Below are 20,408 nucleotides of genomic sequence, written 5' to 3' on the forward strand. Positions count from 1 at the left end.
GGGGTGGCGGTCCTGGCGTCGCACCAGGTCACCTGGTCGAGAAGGGCTCCATTCGCGTACGACGTACCCAAAAACGGACTATAGCCATTCAGGTACGATGTACGCAATCGACCGGAAGGGTGGCAGGTGGCCGACGAGGAACTGATCAGCATCTGGATGCGCCCGGAACGACAGGAACGTTCCGGGCCCGGTCGGCGGCCCGGCTACAGCCGGGAGCAGGTCACCCGGGCGGCCGTCCGGATCGCCGACGCCGAAGGGGTCGAGGCCGCGACCATGCGCCGGATCGCGGCCGACCTGGGGACCGGCGCCATGTCGCTCTACCGGTACGTGCCGAGACGCGACGACCTGTTCGACCTCATGATCGACATGGTGATGGGCGAGGTCGACCTGCCCGAGAAGCCGTCCGGCGACTGGCGGGCCGATCTTTCGCTGGTCGCGCACCGGAGCCGGGCCGCGGGGCAGCGCCACCCCTGGCTGGCCGGGCTGCTCTCCGGCCGCCCGACCCTCGGCCCGCAACTCCTGCGCGTGCACGAGTTCGCCCTGGGCGCGCTCGACGGGCTCGGCCTCGACATCGACGAGATCATGAGCTTCGTCGGCATGGTCGACGACTACGTCCACAGCGTGGTCCGCCGGGAGATCGGCTGGCTGGAGGAGGCCCGCCGTACCGGCCTCGACGCGGAGAGCTGGAAACGCGACTACATCGGCCCGTACGTGCGCCAGGTCGTGGCGTCGGGCGCCTACCCCATGTTCAGCCGATCGGTGCTGGAATCCGCGACCGCGCACCTCGCCGCCACCGAGCGCTTCCAGCACGGTCTGGACCGCGTGCTCAACGGGATCGGCGCGCAGATCACGTCGGACGCCCCCCGCTGACGCATCTCCACCAGAACCCGGGCGACCACCTGCGGCGACGGGCCGCCGGGGCCGTACCGGCCGGCGGGCCTACATCCGGGCGCGGAGGCGGCGCAACATCCGCGGGTCGCCGAAGCCGGACTCGCGGGCGGCCGTCTCGGTCGTCGCGCCCTGCCCGAGAAGGTGTTCGGCCCGTTCCAGCCGCAGCGCGGTCTGGTAGGCCAGAGGCGTGAGGCCGGTCGCGTGGCGGAAGAGCCGGGTGACGGTCCGTTCGCTGCAGCCGACCGCGTCCGCCAGCGTCGAGAGCGGCAGCCGCTCGGTGAAACGCGCGTCGATCAGGTCCTGAAGGTGATGCACCGTCTCGTCGTTGTGGCTTCGATGCCGGAGCATCGCGCTGATCTGCGGCGCGGCTCCTTGCCGGCGGGCGTACACCACCATGGCGCGGGCCACCTGGCTGGCGGCGTGCGGCCCGCGCCTGGTGCTCAGCAAGTGCAGCGCCACGTCGATGCCGCTGGCCACGCCCGCGGAGGTCACCACCCGTTCGTCCTCGACGTAGAGCACGTCGCGTACGACCTTGGCCGTCGGATACAGGCGGGCGAGCTCGTCCTGGACGGTGTGGTGGGTGGTGCAGCGGCGGCCGTCGAGCAAGCCGGCCCGGTCGAGCGCGTCGGCGCCCGCGCAGATGCCCGCCACGGTGCCGCCGGCCGCGTGGTGCTCGCGCAGCCGGTCAACGGTGTCGGCACCGACCGTGCGGGCCGGGCCGCGCCAGCCCGGCACGATGACGAGGTCGTCGGGCTCCAGGTGGGGCCATTCGCTGTCGGCGTGCAGGGGCAGCCCTTGCACGGTGGCGACGCGCGTGTCCTCGGACACGTACGACAGGGCGTGCTCGTGGCCGAGGTCGGCCGCCGTGGAGAAGACCTGGGCCGGCCCGGCCACGTCGAGCAGGTGCACCTGTGGGATGAGCAGGAAGACAACCCGGGGCATGACCGTCGAGCCTATGCCCCGGTCAGTTCGTCGACCGTGCGGATGGTGGCGAACCGGCCCGCGAGCGCGTACTCGGTGCGCTCGACGACGTCGGCCACGCTCAGCGTCCGCGGGTCGCTCACCAGCTGCGAGAACGGCACGTCCTGCGGCGCGTCGCGGTGCGGGAGGGGGCTGGTCGCGGTGGCGTCGGTGGCGAAGACGACGTCGAACCCCAGGTCGGAGGCGACCCGGGTGGTGGTCTCGCAACACTGCTCGGTACGGATGCCGCACACGGTCAACCCTCGGATGCCGCGGCTGGTGAGGATCTGGTGCAGGTTCGTAGTGGTGAAGGCGTTGTGGGCGCTCTTGGTGATGAGCGGCTCGCCCGGGTGCGGGTCGAGCCCGTCCATCAGGCGTACGAACCCCAGCGCCGGATCGAACACGGTCCCTGCCCCCGGCCGGGAGCCGAGCACCCACACCACCAGGTCGTCCTGGGCACGGGCCGCGCTGACGAGACGGTTGACCTGACCGACGATGTCCGGCTGCGACACGAACTCCCAGTCGGGCAACTGCCGGAAGGACTCCTGAACGTCGATGACGACGAGTGCGTTGTTCACCCCTCAAGGGTGGGGTGACGAGGGACGATGGCTGAAGGTGCGAACAGGTCACCCTGCGGAACGATCCGGTCAACGATCCGGCCTCCCCTCATCCGCGCGGACGTGTCCTCGGCGAGGTCATCACAGCGGCCTGCGCGAGAATGCGGCCCATCACCGCATCGAACCCGCTCGACGGCTGGTGCGGGATGTTGCCTGCACACGGTCGGCTCATCGTGGCGTTGAATTCGAGATCACGCAGGGCCGGAGAGGGCCGCAGGCGGACGCCCTACGGGTGGCTGTCGGCGCGGCCGAAGCCGATGAGGAGGACCCCCGTGCCCGGACGCCCGGACGCCCTCGATGCTGCGCAGCTGGTGCGCCACTCCGTGTCGCGCGGCATGCTGTGCGATGCACCGAATCAAATAATCCGCTAAGGACCGGGCAAAGTCATGGAGCAGGAGAGCTGGGTGAGCAGCTCCAATTGATCAAAATAAAGGCGCAGACTCGTTATGAGTCCGTCTTCCACTGTGCAGACATAACAGCATCGCAACCGAATGGGACGACCCGTCGCGGAAACCACCTGACCGTCGGCCAGGGTGTACGGCCCCCCGTGTGTGCCCACCATGAGAATCTCGTCAACGGTTGTGGCCTCACTTTCGGAGGACTCCATGATCACCGCCTGGACGTCGGGGAACGCCGCCCAGAACTCCTCCAGGTAGGAGGCCAACTCGGCATGCCCCTGAGACACCCCTTCAGGGCTGATGGACACCCCGGTCGGGCTGACGGTGCGAAGTAGCGCATCCATGTCGTGAGCGTTGAACGCGGCCGTATACCGATCGCGTATCTCGCGGGCAACGTTCATGGCACCAGATCCTCCCCACCCGCTCGATGCCCGACGTGACTGCCGATATGCGGCCGACCCGCCAACGCTTGCTAAATCTGTGCACTCGACGCGGTAGAAAGCCGGGTGTTTCTTGAAAGTGCACGCCGTGCCGCTCCTCGTAGCACCAGGCGGCCGTCCTTTTCCGGGGTGGCGGACTTCGCCGACATTTCCGACATTGCCCACGCCAGGTGCGCGATCAGCGCGGTACCCCGCGGCGTGTTGTCACCCGGTCGGGGTGGAGTCTCGTCACGAAGTCGACGTACGTCAGTCTCCTGGCTCTCGGGGCGACGCTCGCACCGGCCTTCCCGCCCTGGTCAGGGCAGTGGCCATGCCGGAGGTCGCTCACCGATCACAGTGGCGGGACCGCGCCGGATTCACACCGGCCTCCTCGTGCCGCCGTCGCCTTCGTACCGCATCGTCTCATATGAGCCTCTTGTCCCAGAAGTCCCGGGGGCGCATTGACGGGAACGAGAGGAGAAGGGTACGTTCCGAACGATTCACGGTTGTCCAAGGGAAATCCGGTGAGATGCCGGTGCGGACGCGCCACTGTATCCGGGACGTAGATCCCGGGAGCCAGGTCGCTGGGCAGCCGTGACCTCGCTAGATGGGACGCGTCACCCTGAGGAGGCTTCGCATGAGTGGGTTGTCCACCCCCTCGACCATTCCCTTTCCGCGCCTGCGGCCCTGGCTGCTGGCCGTACCTGTGTTGTTGCTCGTGGCGTACCTGGTGTTGATGGACAACGGTGCCATCTCCCAGACGGGCACGTTCCTGCACGAACTGATGCACGACGGGCGGCACCTGCTCGGCGTGCCGTGCCACTAGAGGCCAGGATGGTACGCATCCTGCTGGTCAGGGGCCTGCTCGTGGGGCTGCTGGCCGGATTGTTCGCGGGCGGCTTCGCCTTCGCCTTCGGTGAGCCGCGGGTGGACGACGCCATCGCCCTGGAGGAGGCCGCCGCCCAGGCGGCCCCGCCTGAGCACGCCGAACCCGCCGAGGAGGCCGGCCACAGCCACGGCGAAGAGGCCGAAGTGAGCAGGCCCGTGCAGAAGGGCGGGCTCTTCCTGGCCACGGGCCTGTACGGACTCGCCGTCGGCGGCGTCTTCGCGCTCGCGTTCGCCGGCCTGCGCGGACGGGTGGGGCCGAGATCCGACGGACGGCTCGCCCTGGCCGCGGCCGGGACGGCCTTCGCCGCCGTCATCCTCGTACCGTTCGTGAAATATCCAGCCAATCCACCGGCGGTCGGCGATCCCGACACCATCAACAGCCGCACGCTGCTCTACGTGGTGATGATCCTCGTCGGCCTGGCCGCCACCGCGATCGCCGTGGCGACGGCCCGCCGGATCACCGTGAACCCCTGGGGTCGCTGGGTGGGCGCGGTGGTCGCCTTCCTGGTGCCGGTGGTGGCCGCCTGGTGGTTGCTGCCGACGGTCAACGAGGTGCCCGACGGCTTCCCGGCGACGCTGCTGTGGCAGTTCAGGCTCGCCTCGATCGGCACCCAGCTCGTCTTCTGGACGGCGTTCGGCGTGCTGTTCGGCTGGGCGAGCGATCGCGCGTCCCGGCGTACGGCGGCTCCGGCGCGCGTCGCCGTGCCGGGCTGAGGAGAGTGCTCTTCGTCCGGCACGCGACGACGCCGGGAATGCGGACCGCGTGTTTCCCCTCCGACGAGGAGGCGGATCCGGCCGGCCTGGCCAAGGCCGGCGCGCTGAGATCGACGGCGACCTTCATGGCGGCCTCCGCGGTGTGGGCGGCCCCTGCCAGGGCGGCCCTGCAGACCGCCCGCGCCATGGGGCTGCCCTCCCGCGAGGCCGCCGCTCTCGCGGAGGCGGACTGCGGCCGGTGGCGCGGCCTGTCCTTCGATCGGGTGGCGCGGGAGGAGCCGGAGGCACTGGCGTGCTGGCTCACCGAGCCCGGCGCTGCGCCGCACGGCGGCGAGTCCCGTGCGGCACACGCGGTCAGGGTGGCGAACTGGCTCGACTCCGTCCGCGACGAGCCGGACCAGGTCGCCGTCTGCGAGGTCGGCACCATCAGGGCGGCGCTCGCCCATGCCCTGCGGCTGGACCCGCTCGGCGCCGCCCGCTTCGACGTGGCCCCCTTGTCCACCACCGAGCTGGTCGTCGCCCGGGACGGCTGGCGGATCGTTCATGTCAACCGGAAGGTCTGAGGTTTGATCATCACGTATCCGTTCAGCGCCGTCGTCGGGCTGACGGACCTGAAGCTGGCCCTGGTGCTGAACGCGGTTTCGCCGCGGGTGGGCGGGGTGCTGGTACGCGGGGAGAAGGGCACCGCCAAGTCCACGATCGTGCGGGCGTTGGCGGCGCAGTTGCCCGCGGTGGACGTGGTGCCGGGCTGCCGGTTCGCCTGCGATCCCGCCGCGCCCGATCCCGAGTGCCCGGACGGCCCCCACGGGCCGGATGCCGAAGGCGTCAGCCGTCCCGCCGTCCTGGTGGAGCTGCCGGTCGGCGCGTCGGAGGATCGCCTGGTCGGCTCGCTCGACGTGGAACGGGCGCTGACGGAGGGGGTGAAGTCGTTCGAGCCCGGGCTGCTGGCGGCGGCGCATCGCGGCGTGTTGTACGTGGACGAGGTGAACCTTCTGCACGACCACCTCGTCGACCTCCTGCTCGACGCCGCCGCGCTGGGCACGTGCTACGTCGAGCGCGAGTCGATGTCGGTCCGGCACGCCGCCCGCTTCCTGCTCGTCGGGACCATGAACCCCGAGGAGGGGGAGCTTCGGCCGCAGCTCCTCGACCGGTTCGGGCTGACGGTCGAGGTGAAGGCCTCCCGCGACCCCGCCGAACGCGCCGAGGTGGTGCGACGCCGCCTCGCCTTCGACGCCGACGCCCCGGCGTTCGCCGGCCGTTGGGCCGCCGAGGAGGCGGCGCTGGCCCGCAGCATCGTCGCGGCCAGGGCGCGGGTCTCCGCGGTGCGGCTGCCTGACGCGCGGCTGCGGCAGATCGCGACCGTCTGCGCGGCGTTCGAGGTGGACGGGCTGCGGGCGGATCTCGTCACGGCGAACGCCGCCATCGCCCACGCCGCCTGGCAGGGCCGGGACACGGTGACCACCGAGGACGTGCGGGCCGCGGCCCGGCTGGCGCTGCCGCACCGCAGGCGGCGCGACCCGTTCGACGCGCCCGGCCTGGACGAGGAGCTGCTCGACGAGCTCCTGAGGCGCACCTCGGAAGACGAGGGGCCCGACGATCCGGGGCCGGGGAACGACGCCGGTCCCGACGGCACGCCGCCGCCGGACGCGGAACCGCCGGCCCGTCCTGAGGGCGGCGATCCCGCGCGGGACGCCGCGTCGCACGAGCGTCCGGGCGACCCCGTAGGGCCGGAACCGGGAACGGCTGAAGGTCCCGCGGCTGAGAGCGCACAGGCGGCAGCCCCGGCCGCGGAGACGGATGCCGCCGTGCGGGTCGCCGGAGTGAGCGCTCCGTTCCGGGTGCCGCTGCTGGCGGTGCCGGGCATCGGGGAAGGCACGGCGGGCAGGCGGTCCCGCTCACGGACCCGGCACGGGCGGAGCATCGGCGCGCGGCGTCCGTCCGGCTCGGTGCGCGACCTGCACGTCATGGCGACGGTGCTGGCCGCGGCGCCGCAGCAGCGGAAGCGCGGGCGCAGTGGGCCGGGGCTGGTGCTGCGTGGCGACGATCTGCGCGAGGCGGTACGCGAGGGCAAGGAGGGCAACCTCGTGCTGTTCGTCGTGGACGCGAGCGGTTCGATGGCCGCCCGCAAGCGTATGACCGCGGTCAAGACCGCCGTGCTCAGCTTGTTGCTGGACGCCTACCAGCGGCGGGACAAGGTGGGACTCATCACCTTCCGGGGCGCGGGCGCCCAGGTGGCGCTGCCTCCCACGTCCTCGGTGGAGGCGGGCGCGGCCCGGCTGCGGTCCCTGCCCACCGGCGGCCGCACGCCACTGGCGGCCGGGCTGACCCGCGCCGCGGAGGTGCTGCGGGTGGAGCGGCTGCGGGACGCGGCCCGGCGTCCGCTGCTGGTGCTGGTGACCGATGGGCGGGCCACGGCGGGCGGCGACGTGGACCGGGCCGCCGGGCTGGTGGCGGGCATCGCGTCGGTGGTCGTGGACTGCGAGAACGGGCCGGTCCGGCTCGGCCTGGCCGTCCGGCTGGCGTCCCGGCTGGGTGCCCGTCTGGTCTCTCTCGACTCCATGGCCGACCTCGGGACGGTCGTCCGTGACCACAGGAAGGCGATCTGATCATGCCGCAGGGAAAGCCGGCCGTCGTGCCTGATGACGGCCTCACCACGCGCCAGCGGCGCACCCGTCCGCTGCTGATGGTGCACACCGGCCCTGGCAAGGGCAAGTCCACGGCCGCGTTCGGGATGGCGCTGCGGGCCTGGAACCAGGGCTGGCCGGTCGGGGTGTTCCAGTTCGTCAAGTCGGCCAAGTGGCGCATCGGCGAGGAACGGGCGCTCCAGGTGCTCGGCAGGAGCGGCGAGGGCGGCGCGGTGACCTGGCACAAGATGGGCGAGGGCTGGTCGTGGATCCAACGTCCGGGCGCCGAGGAGGACCACGCGGCCGACGCCCGCGAGGGCTGGAAGCAGATCAAGCGCGACCTGGCGGCCGAGACGTACCGGTTCTACGTCCTGGACGAGTTCACCTACCCCCTGAAGTGGGGCTGGCTGGACCTGGACGACGTGCTGGCGGCGCTGACCTCCCGGCCGGGCAACCAGCACGTCGTGATCACCGGCCGGGACGCGCCCGAGCGGCTGGTCGAGGCCGCTGACCTGGTGACCGAGATGGGCAAGGTGCGCCACCCCATGGATGCCGGGCAGAAGGGCCAGAAGGGCATCGAGTGGTAGTTCCCCGGCTCGTCGTCGCGGCCCCGTCGTCGGGCAGCGGCAAGACGACGGTGGCCACGGGGCTCATGGCGGCGCTGCGGGCGCGCGGGCTGCGGGTCTCGCCCCACAAGGTGGGGCCCGACTACATCGACCCGGGCTACCACGCGCTGGCGAGCGGGCGTCCCGGCCGCAACCTGGATCCCTGGCTCGTCGGCGAGGAGCTGATCGCGCCGCTGTTCCTGCACGGCGCGGCCGGGTGCGACGTGGCGGTGGTCGAGGGCGTGATGGGCCTGTTCGACGGCAAGGGGGACTCCGGCTTCGCCTCGACCGCGCACGTCGCGACGCTGCTGGACGCGCCGGTGGTGCTGGTCGTGGACGCGGCCAGGCAGAGCAGGTCGGTCGCGGCGGTGGTGCACGGGTTCGCCACCTTCGACCCGGACGTGCGGGTGGGCGGTGTGGTGCTCAACCGGGTGGGCTCCGACCGGCACGAGGAGCTGTGCAGGTCCGCGCTGGCGGCGGCGGGCGTACCGGTGCTGGGGGCGATCCGCCGCGAGGACGCCGTGGCCACGCCCTCCCGGCATCTGGGGCTGGTGCCCGCCGCGGAGCGCCGGGCCGAGGCGGTCGCCGCCGTGGACCGGCTGGCCGCCCTGGTGGCGCGCTCGTGCGACCTGAACGCGCTGCTGCGGCTGGCGCGCTCGGCTCCCCCGCTGGGCGGCCCCGCCTGGGCGCCGCCGGCGCCCGGCGCGACGAGCGACCGGCCGGTGGTGGCCGTGGCCGGTGGGGCGGCGTTCACCTTCGGCTACGCCGAGCAGGCCGAGCTGCTGCGGGCGGCGGGCGCGGACGTGGCCGTCTTCGATCCGCTGCGCGACACACGACTGCCGGACGGGACCGGCGCGATCGTGATCGGCGGCGGCTTCCCGGAGGTGTACGCCGCCGAACTGGCCGCCAACGAGCCCCTACGGCAGCAGGTCGCCGCCTTCCCCGGCCCGATCGCCGCCGAGTGCGCGGGGCTGCTGTACCTGTGCGACGAGCTGGACGGGCAACGCATGTGCGGGCGCGTCCCCGGGCGGGCGCGGATGACGTCCCGGCTGACGCTCGGCTACCGGGACGCCGTCGCGCTGCGGCGCTCGCCGCTCACCAGGACGGGCGAGCGGCTGCGCGGGCACGAGTTCCACCGCACCGCCGTCCGGTACGCGGGCGAGCCCCTGTTCAGCTGGGACGGCGGCCACGACGGCTACGGCGACCCCGGTGTGACCGCGTCCTACCTGCACCTGCACTGGGCGGGTGCGCCGCGCCTGGCTCAGCGGCTGGTGTCGTCCTCCAGGTCTCCCTCGGTCTTGAGGTAGACCTCCTGCAGGCCGCGCAGGACCTCCGGGTCGGGGTGCTGCCACATGCCGCGTTCGGCGGCCTCCAGGAGGCGTTCGGCGATGCCGTGCAGCGCCCAGGGGTTCGAGCGGGCCATGAACTCCTGGTTCTCGGGGTCGAGCACGTAGGTCTCGGTCAGTTTGTCGTACATCCAGTCGGCGACGACGCCGGTCGTGGCGTCGTAGCCGAACAGGTAGTCGACGGTGGCGGCCAGCTCGAAGGCGCCCTTGTAGCCGTGGCGGCGCATGGCGGCCAGCCAGCGCGGGTTGACCACCCTGGCGCGGAAGATCCGCGAGGTCTCCTCCGACAGGGTGCGGGTGCGGACCGCGTCCGGGCGGGTGCTGTCGCCGACGTAGGCGGCCGGGGCCCTGCCGGTGAGCGCCCGCACGGTGGCGATCATGCCTCCGTGGTACTGGAAGTAGTCGTCGGAGTCGGCGATGTCGTGCTCGCGGGTGTCGACGTTCTTGGCGGCGACGGCGATGCGGCGGTAGGCGTCCTCCATCTGGGGGCGGGCCGCGACGCCGTCGAGGTCGCGGCCATAGGCGTAGCCGCCCCACACGGCGTACACCTCGGCCAGGTCGGCGTCGTCGCGCCAGTTGCGGCTGTCGATGAGCGGCAGCAGCCCCGCGCCGTACGCGCCGGGCGCCGAGCCGAAGACGCGCATCGTGGCCAGGCGCTCGTCCCCGCCCGTCGCGGCCACGTGGGCGCGTACGTAGTTGTCCTCGGCCGGCTCCTCCAGCGACGCGACCAGCCGTACGGCGTCGTCCAGCATGCTCACCACGTGCGGGAACGCGTCCCGGAAGAAGCCGCTGATGCGGATCGTCACGTCGATGCGCGGGCGGCTCAGCTCGGCGAGCGGGATCGGCTCCAGGCGGACGACGCGGCGCGAGGCCTCGTCCCATTCGGGGCGGACGCCGAGCAGGGCCAGCACCTCGGCGACGGCGTCGCCCGCCGTGCGCATGGCACTGGTCCCCCACACCGACAGCCCGACCGAGCGCGGCCACTCCCCGGTGTCGGCGCGGTACCGCTCCAGCAGCGACTCCGCCATGGCCTGGCCGGTCTCCCAGGCCAGGCGGCTGGGCACCGCCCGGGGATCCACGGAGTAGAAGTTGCGGCCGGTCGGCAGCACGTTGACCAGGCCGCGCAGCGGCGAACCGCTGGGTCCGGCGGGGACGTAGCCGCCGTCCAGGGCGTGCAGGACATGGTCGAGCTCGTCGGTGGTGCGGGCCAGGCGCGGCACCATCTCGGTGGCGGCGAAGGCCAGCACGCGCGCCACGAGCTCCACCCGCTCCTCGGGCACACGACCCGATGCGATGGGAGCGACGCCGGGCGCCCCGACCAGCGTCGCGCGGGCGACGGCGGGGGCTGCCTCCGGGGCCCAGGCGTGCTCCTCCATGGCCTCGACCAGGGCGCGGGCGGTCGACTCCGCCCGGTCCACGTCGCCCAGCCCCGCCGTCCCGTCCTCGGCCAGGCCGAGCGCCTCGCGCAGACCGGGCAGCGTCTCCCTGCCGGCCCACATCTGCCGGGCGCGCAGCATGGCCAGCACCAGGTCGACCCGTACCTGACCGGTGGGCGCCTGGCCAAGGACGTGCAGGCCGTCGCGGATCTGCGCGTCCTTCACCTCGCACAGCCAGCCGTCCACGTGCAGGATGAGGTCGTCGAACTCGCTGTCGTGCGGCCGGTCGGCCAGCCCGAGATCGTGGTCGAGCCGGGCGGCCTGGATCAGCGTCCAGATCTGCGCCCGGATCGCGGGCAGCTTGGCGGGGTCCATGGCGGCGATCGTGGCGTGCTCGTCGAGGAGCTGCTCCAGCCGGGCGATGTCGCCGTAGGTGTCGGCGCGGGCCATCGGCGGCACCAGGTGGTCCACCAGCACGGCGTGCGCGCGCCGCTTGGCCTGCGTGCCCTCCCCCGGATCGTTGACGAGGAAGGGGTAGATCAGCGGCAGGTCGCCGATGGCGGCGTCGGTGCCGCACGCGGCCGACATCCCCGCCGCCTTGCCGGGCAGCCATTCCAGGTTGCCGTGCTTGCCGACGTGCACCATCGCGTGTGCGCCGAACTCGGCCGACAGCCAGCGGTAGGCGGCCAGGTAGTGGTGGCTGGGCGGCAGGTCGGGATCGTGGTAGATGGCGATCGGGTTCTCGCCGAAGCCGCGCGGCGGCTGGACCATCACCACCAGGTTCCCGGCCCGCAGCGCGGCCAGCACGATGTCGGTCCCGCTGTCGCCCTCGTGCACGAACAGCTCGCCCGGCGGCGGCCCCCAGTGCCGTTCGATCTCCTCCCGCAGCTCCGCGGGCAGGGTGCGGTACCACTGCTCGTAGGAGGCGGCGGAGATGCGGACGGGGTTGCCCGCCAGGTGCTCCTCGGTCAGCCAGTCCTGGTCCTGGCCGCCGGCGGCGATCAGCGCGTGGATGAGCGCGTCGCCGTCCTGGCCGGCGACGCCGGGGAAGCCGTCGCCGAGGTCGTAGCCCGCCTCGGCGAGCCGGGCCAGCAGCCGGACGGTGCTCGCGGGGGTGTCCAGCCCGACCGCGTTGCCGACGCGGGAGTGCTTGGTCGGGTACGCCGACAACATCACCACCAGCCGCCGTTCGGCGGGCGGCGTGTGCCGCAGCAGACCGTGGCGCACCGCGATGCCCGCCACCCGGGCGGCCCGCTCGGGGTCGGCGACGTAGACGGTGAGCCCGTCGGGGTCGATCTCCTTGAACGAGAACGGGACCGTGATGATCCGCCCGTCGAACTCCGGGATCGCCACCTGGGAGGCGGCGTCCAGCGGCGACAGCCCGTCGTCGTTCTCCTCCCATGCCTGCCGGGTGGTGGTCAGGCAGAGTCCTTGCAGGATCGGCACGTCGAGCTCGGCCAGCGCGCCGACGTCCCATGCCTCGTCGTCACCGCCCGCTCCCGCGGTGGCCGGGCGGGAGCCGCCCGCCGCCAGCACGGTGACGACCACCGCGTCCGCCGCGCGCAGCGTGTCGAGCAGCTCCGGCTCGGCCGCGCGCAGGGACGAGCAGAAGATCGGCAGCGCCTGCCCGCCCGCGTCCTCGACCGCGGTGCACAACGCCTCGACGAACGCGGTGTTGCCGGCCATGTGGTGCGCCCGGTAGTAGAGCACCCCGACCACGGGGCCGCCGGTGGTCCGGGACGGGCGTTCCAGTCTTCCCCAGGTGGGCGCCGGGGCGGGCGGCTCGAACCCGTGCCCGGTCAGCAGGACGGTGTCGGACAGGAACGCGTGCAGCTGGGCCAGGTTGGCCGGGCCGCCATGGGCCAGGTAGGCGTGCGCCTCGGCGCACACCCCGCCGCTGACCGTGGACAACTCCATCAGCTCGGCGTCGGGCGCCTGCTCCCCGCCCAGCACCACCACCGGGCGCGGCCCTGCCAGCAGCGCGTCGAGCCCTTCCTCCCAGGCCCGCCGCCCGCCCAGCAGGCGCACCACGACGAGGTCGGTCCCCTCCGTCAGGCCGGGGACGTCCTCGGCGGTCAGCCGGGCGGGATTGCCCAGACGGTAGCCCGCGCCGCAGGCACGAGCGCTCAGCAGATCGGTGTCGGAGGTGGAGAGCAGCAGAACGGTACGGCTGTCGCCAGGCACGGCGCATTCCTCCCTCGGGGTCCTCGCCCCGGTCGCGGGTGATGCGACGGCAGGAGTCTCCTGGCTCCCGGATCGACGCTCACCCCGGCCTTCCCACCCGTCTCCGGGCAGTGGCCTCGTGGTGGGGTTCGCTCCCCGGTCACAGTGGCGGGACCGCGCCGGTTTCGCACCGGCTTCCTCCCATTGCCATCGCCTACGCCGAAGCTTACGGCAGGAGCGACCCGTCCCAGAAGTGGCGTTACGATCCCTTCGTGCCCGTAGGTGAATCTTCCGGACGTTCGCGCCCCGATGCCTGTCCGGGGGCGCTCCAGGTGCACGAGGCCGCCGACGGCCTGCTCGCCCGTGTGCGCCTGCCCGGCGGTGCGGTGTCGGCCGCGCAGCTCCGCGTGCTCGCCGTGTGCGCGGCCGAGCTGGGCGCGGGCGTGATCGAGCTGACGTCGCGGGCGAACGTCCAGGTGCGGGGGCTGCGTTCGCCGGAAATCTTCGCCGGGCGGGTCGCCGCGGCCGGGCTGCTGCCGTCGCCCGCGCACGAGCGGGTCCGCAACATCCTGGCCTCGCCGCTGAGCGGGCGCGGGCCTGACGGGCTGCTGGACGTCCTAGCGACGGCGTACGCCCTGGACCGGGCGCTGTGCGCGCGGCCACGGCTGGCCGCGCTGCCGGGACGCTTCCTGTTCGCCCTGGACGACGGCACGCGGGACGTCGCCGGCCTCGGTGCGGACGTCACGTATCTGGCGACCGGACGGCTGCTGCTCGCCGGCAGGGACATCGGGCTGACCGTCGCCCCGGACACGGCGGTCCCGCTCATGATCGACGCCGCCGAGGCGTTCCTGGACGAGCTGTCCACCGACGGCCCCCGCGCCTGGCGCATCCGCGAACTGCCGGACGGTCCCGCGAGGATCGCCTCCCGCCTGCGCGACGCCCCATCCGGGATCGCCACCCGCCCGCCCGACGGCCGACCAGGCCGGATGGACGCCCCGCCCGCCTCCGCGCGTCGCCCGTGCGCGGGCAGGATCGCGCAGCGGGACGGCAGCGTGGCGATCGAGGCCCTCGTACCGCTCGGCCGTCTGACGTCCGCCCAGGCCGGGGCCCTCGCCCACACCGGGCACGCCGTGCGGCTGACCCCCTGGCGGACCGTCGTCCTGCCGGACCTCTCCCCCGGCGAGGCGGACCGGGCCGAGCAGGCGCTCGCCGCCATCGGGCTCACCACCGACCCGGACTCCCCCTGGGCCGGGGTCACCGCCTGCGCCGGCCGTCCCGGCTGCGTGAAGGCGCTCGCCGACGTGCAGGCGGACGCCCGGCGCTGGGTGCACGGCCTCGGCCGCGCACCCGCCACGCCGGTCCACTGGTCCGGTTGCGGGCGGCGCTGCGGCCTGCCACGCGGCCAGGTCCTCCAGATGATCGCGACCACCAACGGATATGAGGAACACCAGGAGTGAGCGACTACATCCGCGACGGCGCCGAGATCTACCGGCGCTCGTTCGCGACCATCCGCGCCGAGACCGACCTCACGGGCCTGCCGTCCGAGGTGGCCCAGGTGGCGGTGCGCATGATCCATGCGTGCGGCATGACCGACCTCGTCGCCGACCTGGACTGGTCCCCGCAGGTGGTCGTACGTGCCAGGGAGGCCCTGCGCGGCGGCGCGCCCGTGCTGTGCGACGCCATGATGGTCGCCTCGGGCGTGACCAGAGGCAGGTTGCCCGCCGGGAACGAGGTCCTGTGCACGCTGGGCGACCCCCGCGTGCCGGAGCTGGCCGGACACCTCGGCACCACCCGCAGCGCCGCCGCCCTGGAGCTGTGGCGCGACCGCCTGGAGGGCGCGGTGGTGGCGATCGGCAACGCGCCGACCGCCCTGTTCCGGCTGCTGGAGCTGGTGGCCGAGGGCGCGGGACGCCCCGCGGCCGTGCTCGGCGTCCCGGTCGGCTTCATCGGCGCGGCCGAGTCCAAGCAGGCGCTGGCGGACAGCGACCTGGAATACCTGGTGGTGCACGGCCGTCGCGGCGGCAGTGCGATGACGGCGGCGGCGGTCAACGCCATCGCGAGCGAGACGGAGTGAGGACTATGACAGGGCGCCTGTACGGGGTCGGCCTCGGTCCCGGCGACCCCGAGCTGGTCACGGTCAAGACCGCCCGGCTGATCGGCGAGGCCGACGTGATCGCCTACCACGCCGCCCGGCACGGCCGCAGCATCGCCCGCTCGATCGCGCTGCCGTACATGCGCGCGGGTCAGACCGAGGAGCTGCTGCTCTACCCGCTGACCACGGAGACGACCGACCATCCGGGCGGCTACCAGGGGGCGCTCGACGACTTCTACGCCGACTGCGCCGAACGCCTGGCCGCCCACCTGGACGCGGGCCGCACGGTGGTCGTGCTGGCCGAGGGTGACCCGCTGTTCTACGGCTCCTACATGCACATGCACAAGCGCCTCGCCCACCGCTATCCGACCGAGGTCGTACCGGGGGTCACCTCGGTCAGCGCCGCCGCCGCCGTACTCGGGCGTCCACTGGTGGAGCGGGACGAGGTGCTGACCGTGCTGCCCGGCACGCTGCCCGCCGAGGCGCTGGCCGAGCGGCTGCGCGACGACGACTCGGCCGCCGTGCTCAAGCTGGGCCGTACGTTCGAGAAGGTGCGTGACGCTCTGGCCGAGGCCGGGCGGCTCGACGACGCCTGGTACGTCGAGCGCGCCACCATGGGTGCAGAACGGGTCGCGCCGCTCAAGGACGTGGACCCGGCCGGCGTCCCGTACTTCTCGCTGGCCCTGCTCGCCAGCCCGGCGGAGCGCACGTTCGTGCCCGAACGCCCGGCGCCGGAGGGAGCCGGCGAGGTGACCGTGGTCGGGCTGGGCCCGGCCGGGCGGCCGTGGTTGACGCCGGAGGCGCAGGAGGCGCTGGCCGCCGCCACCGACCTCGTCGGATATGGCCCCTACGTGGACCGCGTGGCCCCCAACCCGCGCCAGCGTCGCCACCGCACCGACAACCGGGTGGAGGCCGAACGTGCCAGGCACGCCCTTGAGCTGGCCCGGGACGGAGCCCGCGTGGCGGTCGTGTCGTCCGGCGACCCGGGCGTGTTCGCCATGGCCAGCGCCGTGCTCGAAGCCGCCGCCGACTTCCCGGACGTGCCGGTGCGGGTCGTGCCGGGACTGACCGCCGCCCAGGCGGTGGCGGCCAGGGCGGGCGCGCCGCTCGGTCACGACTACTGCGTGTTGTCGCTGTCCGACCTGCTCAAGCCCTGGGAGGTGGTGGCCGACCGGCTGTCCGCCGCCGCGCGGGCGGACCTGGTGCTGGCGATCTACAACCCGGCCTCGCGCAGCCGTACATGGCAGGTCGCCGCCGCCCGGGACCTGCTGCTGGAGCACCGCACGCCGGACACCCCCGTGGTGATCGGCCGCGACGTCGGCGGCCCGGAGGAGAGCGTCACGGTCACCACACTCGGCGAGCTGGACCCCGGCCAGGTGGACATGCGCTGTCTGCTGATCATCGGCTCGTCCACGACCCGGGCCACCGAAGGCGGCGTCGTCTACACCCCGCGCCGCTACCCCTGAACCCAGGCCACCGCCGCCGCCACGCTGTCCGTCACCCGGACGCCCGCGGGCAGCGGCGGCCGGTTCACCATGATCACCGGCAGGCCGGCCTCGCGCGCCGCGTCGAGCTTGGCCGTGGTCATGCTCCCGCCGCTGTCCTTGGTCACCAGCACGTCCAGGCGGTGCTCCCGGATCAGGGCGCGCTCGCCCTCGACGGTGTACGGTCCACGGTCGAGCAGGACGTGCACGTTCGCCGGCACGGGCCCCTCCGGCGGGTCCACCGACCTGGCCAGCAGCCACACCCGGGGCAGCGGCGCGAACACCGGCAGGCTGCGCCGGCCGGTGGTGAGGAACACCCGCACCGGCTCCGCCCCGCGAACACCCATGCGCTCCGCCCCGCGACCACCCAGGCGCTCAGCCCCGCGAGCACCGGTCCGCGCAGAGCCCGCCGCACCGGCTTGCCAGCCGTCGGTGGCCAGCAGTTCGGCCGCGGCCGGCAAAGAGCCGACCCGCAGCCAGGCATCGCCCCGCCCCTCCCGCCAGCCCGGACGCCGCAGCACCAGCAGCGGCACCCCCGCCGCCGCGCAGGCCGCCACCCCTGAGGCGGTCATCCGCTCGGCGAACGGATGGGTGGCGTCCACCACCAGTTCGACGCGTTCCTCCACCAGCCAGTCCGCCAGCCCTTGCGCCCCGCCGAACCCGCCCTCCCGCACCTCGCCGACCGGCAGCCGCGGATTGCTCACCCGCCCCGCCAGCGACGACACCACGCGCAGCCCGGGATCGGCGGCCAGCTCCGCGGCCAGAGCCCGCGCCTCCGCAGTGCCGCCGAGGATCAGGACCCGTCGCACGCCCGCTCCCTCGCCGCGCTGTAGAGATGGCTGTCGGGGAACTGCGTCGCCGACAACACCCGCCCCACGACGATCACGGCCGTCCGCCGGATCCCGGCCCGGCGGACCTGCCCGGCGATGTCGGCCAGCGTCCCGCGCAGGACGACCTCGTCGGCCCGGCTCGCCCGCGCCACCACGGCCACCGGGCAGTCCGCACCATAGGAGGGCAGCAGCTCGGCTACCACCGCCTCGATCCGTTGCACGGCCAGATGCAGCACCATCGTGGCCCGGCTCGCACCGAGCGTGCCGAGGTCCTCGCCGTCCGGCATGGGCGTGGCGCGGGCGGAGGTACGCGTCAGGATGACCGTCTGGCCGACGCCGGGCACGGTCAGCTCCCGGCCCAGCGCGGCCGCCGCCGCCGCGAACGCCGGAACCCCCGGCACCACCTCGTACGGCACGCCGAGGGCGTCCAGCCTGCGCATCTGCTCGGCCACGGCGCTGAACACCGACGGGTCGCCCGAGTGCAGCCGGGTCACGTCGAGACCGTCGCGGTGCGCGGCGGCCAGCTCGGCGACGATCTCGTCGAGCGTCAGGTCGGCCGTGTTCACCAGCCTGGCCCCCGGCGGGCAGGCGTCGAGCAGTTCGCGCGGCACCAGCGACCCGGCGTACAGGCAGACCGGCGACGACTCCAGCCGTCGCAGGCCACGCAGCGTGATCAGGTCGGCGGCGCCAGGACCGGCTCCGACGAAGTACACGGTCACGGCCGGCCCCTCCCGATGATCGGCCACACGGTCACGGCTGATCCTTCCTCGCGATCGGCCACACGGTCACGGCTGGTCCTTCCTCGTGATCGACCACACGGTCACCGGCATCGCCGCCCGCCATCCGGTGAACCCGCCGACCGGCGACGCCCGCTGGACGCTCAGGCGCACCAGGTCGCCGCCGAGCCTGCCGTACCAGTGGGCGAGGACGGCCTCGGACTCCACAGTGACGGCGTTCACCACCAGCCGGCCGCCGGGGCGCAGCGCCGACCAGCAGCGTTCCAGCAGGCCGGGTGCGGTCGCGCCGCCGCCGACGAACACCGCGTCCGGCTCGGGCAGCCCGTCCAGCGCCCCGGGGGCCTTGCCCTCGACGACGCGCATCGACGGCACGCCGAGCCGCTCGGCGTTGCGCCGGACGACGGCGGCCCGGTCGGCCCTGCTCTCGATCGCCACGGCCGCGCAGGACGGGTGGCTGCGCATCCACTCGACGGCGATGCTGCCCGCTCCCGCGCCCACGTCCCACAGCAGCTCGCCGGGCATGGGGGCCAGGCGGGACAGGCTGACGGCGCGGACCTCCCGCTTGGTGAGCTGCCCGTCGTGCTCGTACGCGCCGTCCGGCAGCCCCGGCACCCTGGCCAGGGGCTCGGCGTCCTGGGTGAGGACGCACTCGACGGCGATCACGTGGAGCGGGGGCACCTCGCCCACCGCCCAGTCCTTCGCCGTTCCCCGGAGCTCGGACTCCTGCGGCGCGCCCAGGTCCGACAGCACCGTCATCGGGCTGGGGCCGTAGCCGTGCCTGACGAGCAGCTCGGCGACCACGGACGGGGAGCCGGGTCCCGCGCCGAGCACGCGGACGCGACGGCCGGGCGCGAGCGCGGCAGCCAGGGCCGCGGACGGGCGGCCCACCAGGCTGACGACGTCCACCTGCTCGACCGGCCAGCCCAGCCGGGCACAGGCCAGCGACAACGACGACACGTGCGGCAGCACCCGTACGCGCTCCGCGCCCAGCAGCCGGACCAGCGTCGAGCCGATGCCGAAGAACAGGGGATCTCCGCTGGCCAGGACGCAGACCTCGCGCCCGGCGTACCGGTCCATGAGCGCGGGCAGTGCGGGCAGCAACGGGGACGGCCAGGCCACCCGCTCGGCGTCCGAGGCCGGAACGAGATCGAGCTGCCGGACGCCGCCCATGAGCACCCCGGCCGCCTCCACCGCACGCCGCGTACCTGGGGCCAGTCCGGCCCAGCCGTCCGCGCCGACCCCGACGACCGTGATCACACGTTGCCCAGCACGCGCGACGGGTTGGCCCGGGGCGGTTTGTACCGGGCGGCGGACGCGCCGCCCTGCTCGGCCAGGTTCACGATCCTCCTCAAAGCGGTTTCGCGATGGACATCGTATATGTGCCCGTCTGGCAGACTTTGGCGGGTGAAACGGCTCCTCGTCATCGGGATCGGCGCAGGCGACCCCGACCATCTCACCCTCCAGGCGGTCAAGGCCATCGCCGCCACGGACGTGTTCTTCGTCGTCGACAAGGGCGAGGTCAAGCACGAACTGGTCCAGCTCCGCCTCGACCTGATCGCAGAGCACGGCCGGGAGCCGTACCGGATCGCCGAGGCCCGCGACCCCGAACGCGACCGCACCTCCCCCGCCTACACCGCCGCCGTCGAGGACTGGCGCTCGCGCCGCTCACTCGCCTGCGAAGCGCTCATCCGCGACGAGCTGGACGACGGCGAGACCGGCGCGTTCCTGGTGTGGGGCGACCCCGCCGTCTACGACAGCACGCTGGCCATCCTCGACGAGATCCTGGGCCGCGGGAACGTCGTCCTCGACGTCGAGGTCATCCCCGGCATCAGCAGCGTCGCCGCCCTCACCGCCCGCCACCGCATCGGCCTCACCCAGGTCGGCCGGCCCACGCACCTCACCACCGGCCGCCGCCTGGCCGAGCGGGGCCCCACCGCCGACGACGTGGTCGTCATGCTCGACGCCCACTGCTCCTTCACCGGCCTCGACGACTTCCACATCTACTGGGGCGCCTACCTGGGGACACCGGACGAGATCCTGGTGTCGGGACCGGTGTCCGAGGTCGGCGAACGCATCCGCGCCGTGCGCGAGGAGGCCCGCGCCCGCAAAGGCTGGATCATGGACACGTACTTGCTGCGCCGCATCCCACCGACGAACCGCTGACCCGGCTCCGAGGGTTCGGCGGATCGACGCCACGGTGGTCGAGAAGCACGTCAACGGCTGCAACCGAAACCATGGCGGACCCCCCGGAGCCGGCTGCCTGC

At 73.5% G+C, this 20,408-nt stretch carries 18 protein-coding genes and 3 riboswitches; of the genes, 11 read left to right on the top strand and 7 right to left on the bottom strand.

The window, feature by feature from the left end; translation table 11 throughout:
- Positions 1-126 precede the first annotated feature (126 nt).
- On the top strand, positions 127-870 hold the full coding sequence (locus tag DMB42_RS00270; protein WP_125629439.1) for a TetR/AcrR family transcriptional regulator: 744 nt from the start codon (positions 127-129) through the stop codon (positions 868-870).
- Between the two features lie 69 nt (positions 871-939).
- Here DMB42_RS00270 and DMB42_RS00275 read toward each other — a convergent pair whose 3' ends face one another.
- The 3 genes from DMB42_RS00275 to DMB42_RS00285 form a co-directional block, all read right to left on the bottom strand.
- Positions 940-1,833, bottom strand: coding sequence for a GlxA family transcriptional regulator (locus DMB42_RS00275; protein WP_125629441.1), 894 nt, complete (start codon positions 1,831-1,833; stop codon positions 940-942).
- Positions 1,834-1,844: 11 nt separating this feature from the next.
- Positions 1,845-2,429, bottom strand: coding sequence for a cysteine hydrolase family protein (locus DMB42_RS00280; RefSeq protein ID WP_125629443.1), 585 nt, complete (start codon positions 2,427-2,429; stop codon positions 1,845-1,847).
- A gap of 406 nt (positions 2,430-2,835) precedes the next feature.
- Complete coding sequence (locus DMB42_RS00285; RefSeq protein ID WP_125629445.1) at positions 2,836-3,267, bottom strand: ester cyclase; 432 nt, start codon at positions 3,265-3,267, stop codon at positions 2,836-2,838.
- A gap of 266 nt (positions 3,268-3,533) precedes the next feature.
- Positions 3,534-3,718: riboswitch (cobalamin riboswitch) on the bottom strand.
- A gap of 53 nt (positions 3,719-3,771) precedes the next feature.
- Positions 3,772-3,889: riboswitch (cobalamin riboswitch) on the top strand.
- 33 nt (positions 3,890-3,922) lie between these two features.
- On the opposite strand from DMB42_RS00285, the gene DMB42_RS00290 reads away from it, so the two are divergent.
- From DMB42_RS00290 to DMB42_RS00315, 6 genes are read left to right on the top strand one after another with little or no spacing between them, the layout of a single operon-like run.
- Entirely contained in the window at positions 3,923-4,111 is a 189-nt protein-coding gene (locus DMB42_RS00290) for a CbtB domain-containing protein (RefSeq protein ID WP_125629447.1), read from the top strand.
- Between the two features lie 8 nt (positions 4,112-4,119).
- Positions 4,120-4,887: a CbtA family protein gene (locus DMB42_RS00295; protein WP_125629449.1), complete on the top strand. Its 768-nt coding sequence runs from the start codon at positions 4,120-4,122 to the stop codon at positions 4,885-4,887.
- 5 nt (positions 4,888-4,892) lie between these two features.
- Positions 4,893-5,450, top strand: a complete 558-nt coding sequence (locus tag DMB42_RS00300; RefSeq protein WP_125629451.1) for a histidine phosphatase family protein — start codon at positions 4,893-4,895, stop codon at positions 5,448-5,450.
- Positions 5,451-5,453: 3 nt separating this feature from the next.
- Positions 5,454-7,493 (top strand): putative cobaltochelatase, encoded by a 2,040-nt coding sequence (locus DMB42_RS00305; protein ID WP_125629453.1) that lies wholly within the window; start codon positions 5,454-5,456, stop codon positions 7,491-7,493.
- A gap of 2 nt (positions 7,494-7,495) precedes the next feature.
- Positions 7,496-8,098 carry a cob(I)yrinic acid a,c-diamide adenosyltransferase gene (gene cobO / locus DMB42_RS00310; protein ID WP_125629455.1) on the top strand — a complete coding sequence of 201 codons (603 nt, stop codon included), beginning with the start codon at positions 7,496-7,498 and terminating at the stop codon, positions 8,096-8,098.
- Complete coding sequence (locus DMB42_RS00315) at positions 8,092-9,423, top strand: cobyrinate a,c-diamide synthase (protein WP_125629457.1); 1,332 nt, start codon at positions 8,092-8,094, stop codon at positions 9,421-9,423. The genes cobO and DMB42_RS00315 overlap by 7 nt, the downstream gene beginning before the upstream one ends.
- Here DMB42_RS00315 and cobN read toward each other — a convergent pair.
- Complete coding sequence (cobN, locus tag DMB42_RS00320) at positions 9,378-13,022, bottom strand: cobaltochelatase subunit CobN (RefSeq protein ID WP_125629459.1); 3,645 nt, start codon at positions 13,020-13,022, stop codon at positions 9,378-9,380. The genes DMB42_RS00315 and cobN overlap by 46 nt on opposite strands.
- A 53-nt stretch (positions 13,023-13,075) precedes the next feature.
- Positions 13,076-13,202, bottom strand: a riboswitch (cobalamin riboswitch).
- Positions 13,203-13,273: 71 nt separating this feature from the next.
- On the opposite strand from cobN, the gene cobG reads away from it, so the two are divergent.
- The 3 genes from cobG to DMB42_RS00335 are packed head-to-tail and all read left to right on the top strand — an operon-like array spanning position 13,274 to position 16,559.
- Complete coding sequence (gene cobG, locus DMB42_RS00325) at positions 13,274-14,458, top strand: precorrin-3B synthase (RefSeq protein WP_125629461.1); 1,185 nt, start codon at positions 13,274-13,276, stop codon at positions 14,456-14,458.
- Entirely contained in the window at positions 14,455-15,075 is a 621-nt protein-coding gene (locus DMB42_RS00330) for a precorrin-8X methylmutase (RefSeq protein ID WP_125629463.1), read from the top strand. The genes cobG and DMB42_RS00330 overlap by 4 nt, the downstream gene beginning before the upstream one ends.
- Before the next feature lie 5 nt (positions 15,076-15,080).
- The gene (locus DMB42_RS00335) at positions 15,081-16,559 is read left to right on the top strand and encodes a precorrin-2 C(20)-methyltransferase (protein ID WP_125629465.1); all 1,479 of its coding nucleotides are present in this window, start codon (positions 15,081-15,083) and stop codon (positions 16,557-16,559) included.
- Here the strand turns inward: DMB42_RS00335 and DMB42_RS00340 are convergent.
- The 3 genes from DMB42_RS00340 to cbiE all read right to left on the bottom strand — a co-directional run bounded on the left by DMB42_RS00340 (position 16,550) and on the right by cbiE (position 19,401).
- Positions 16,550-17,386 carry a cobalt-precorrin-6A reductase gene (locus DMB42_RS00340; RefSeq protein WP_125629466.1) on the bottom strand — a complete coding sequence of 279 codons (837 nt, stop codon included), beginning with the start codon at positions 17,384-17,386 and terminating at the stop codon, positions 16,550-16,552. The genes DMB42_RS00335 and DMB42_RS00340 overlap by 10 nt on opposite strands.
- Positions 17,371-18,126, bottom strand: coding sequence for a precorrin-4 C(11)-methyltransferase (gene cobM / locus DMB42_RS00345; RefSeq protein WP_125629468.1), 756 nt, complete (start codon positions 18,124-18,126; stop codon positions 17,371-17,373). Before cobM ends, DMB42_RS00340 begins: the two co-directional genes overlap by 16 nt.
- A 66-nt stretch (positions 18,127-18,192) precedes the next feature.
- On the bottom strand, positions 18,193-19,401 hold the full coding sequence (cbiE, locus tag DMB42_RS00350; protein ID WP_260477404.1) for a precorrin-6y C5,15-methyltransferase (decarboxylating) subunit CbiE: 1,209 nt from the start codon (positions 19,399-19,401) through the stop codon (positions 18,193-18,195).
- Between the two features lie 147 nt (positions 19,402-19,548).
- On the opposite strand from cbiE, the gene cobF reads away from it, so the two are divergent.
- Positions 19,549-20,307 (top strand): precorrin-6A synthase (deacetylating), encoded by a 759-nt coding sequence (gene cobF, locus DMB42_RS00355; RefSeq protein WP_260477405.1) that lies wholly within the window; start codon positions 19,549-19,551, stop codon positions 20,305-20,307.
- Positions 20,308-20,408 lie beyond the last annotated feature (101 nt).

Origin of the sequence: Nonomuraea sp. WAC 01424 (assembly GCF_003947315.1) — a bacterium.
GTDB lineage: Bacteria > Actinomycetota > Actinomycetes > Streptosporangiales > Streptosporangiaceae > Nonomuraea > Nonomuraea spiralis.

Excerpts from the sequence above, each read along its gene's own strand:
- DMB42_RS00285 (WP_125629445.1), bottom strand. The coding sequence starts at position 3,267 with ATGAACGTTGCCCGCGAGATACGCGATCGGTATACGGCCGCGTTCAAC.
- DMB42_RS00335 (WP_125629465.1), top strand. The coding sequence starts at position 15,081 with ATGACAGGGCGCCTGTACGGGGTCGGCCTCGGTCCCGGCGACCCCGAG.
- DMB42_RS00275 (WP_125629441.1), bottom strand. The coding sequence starts at position 1,833 with ATGCCCCGGGTTGTCTTCCTGCTCATCCCACAGGTGCACCTGCTCGAC.
- cobO (WP_125629455.1), top strand. The coding sequence starts at position 7,496 with ATGCCGCAGGGAAAGCCGGCCGTCGTGCCTGATGACGGCCTCACCACG.
- DMB42_RS00290 (WP_125629447.1), top strand. The coding sequence starts at position 3,923 with ATGAGTGGGTTGTCCACCCCCTCGACCATTCCCTTTCCGCGCCTGCGG.
- DMB42_RS00295 (WP_125629449.1), top strand. The coding sequence starts at position 4,120 with ATGGTACGCATCCTGCTGGTCAGGGGCCTGCTCGTGGGGCTGCTGGCC.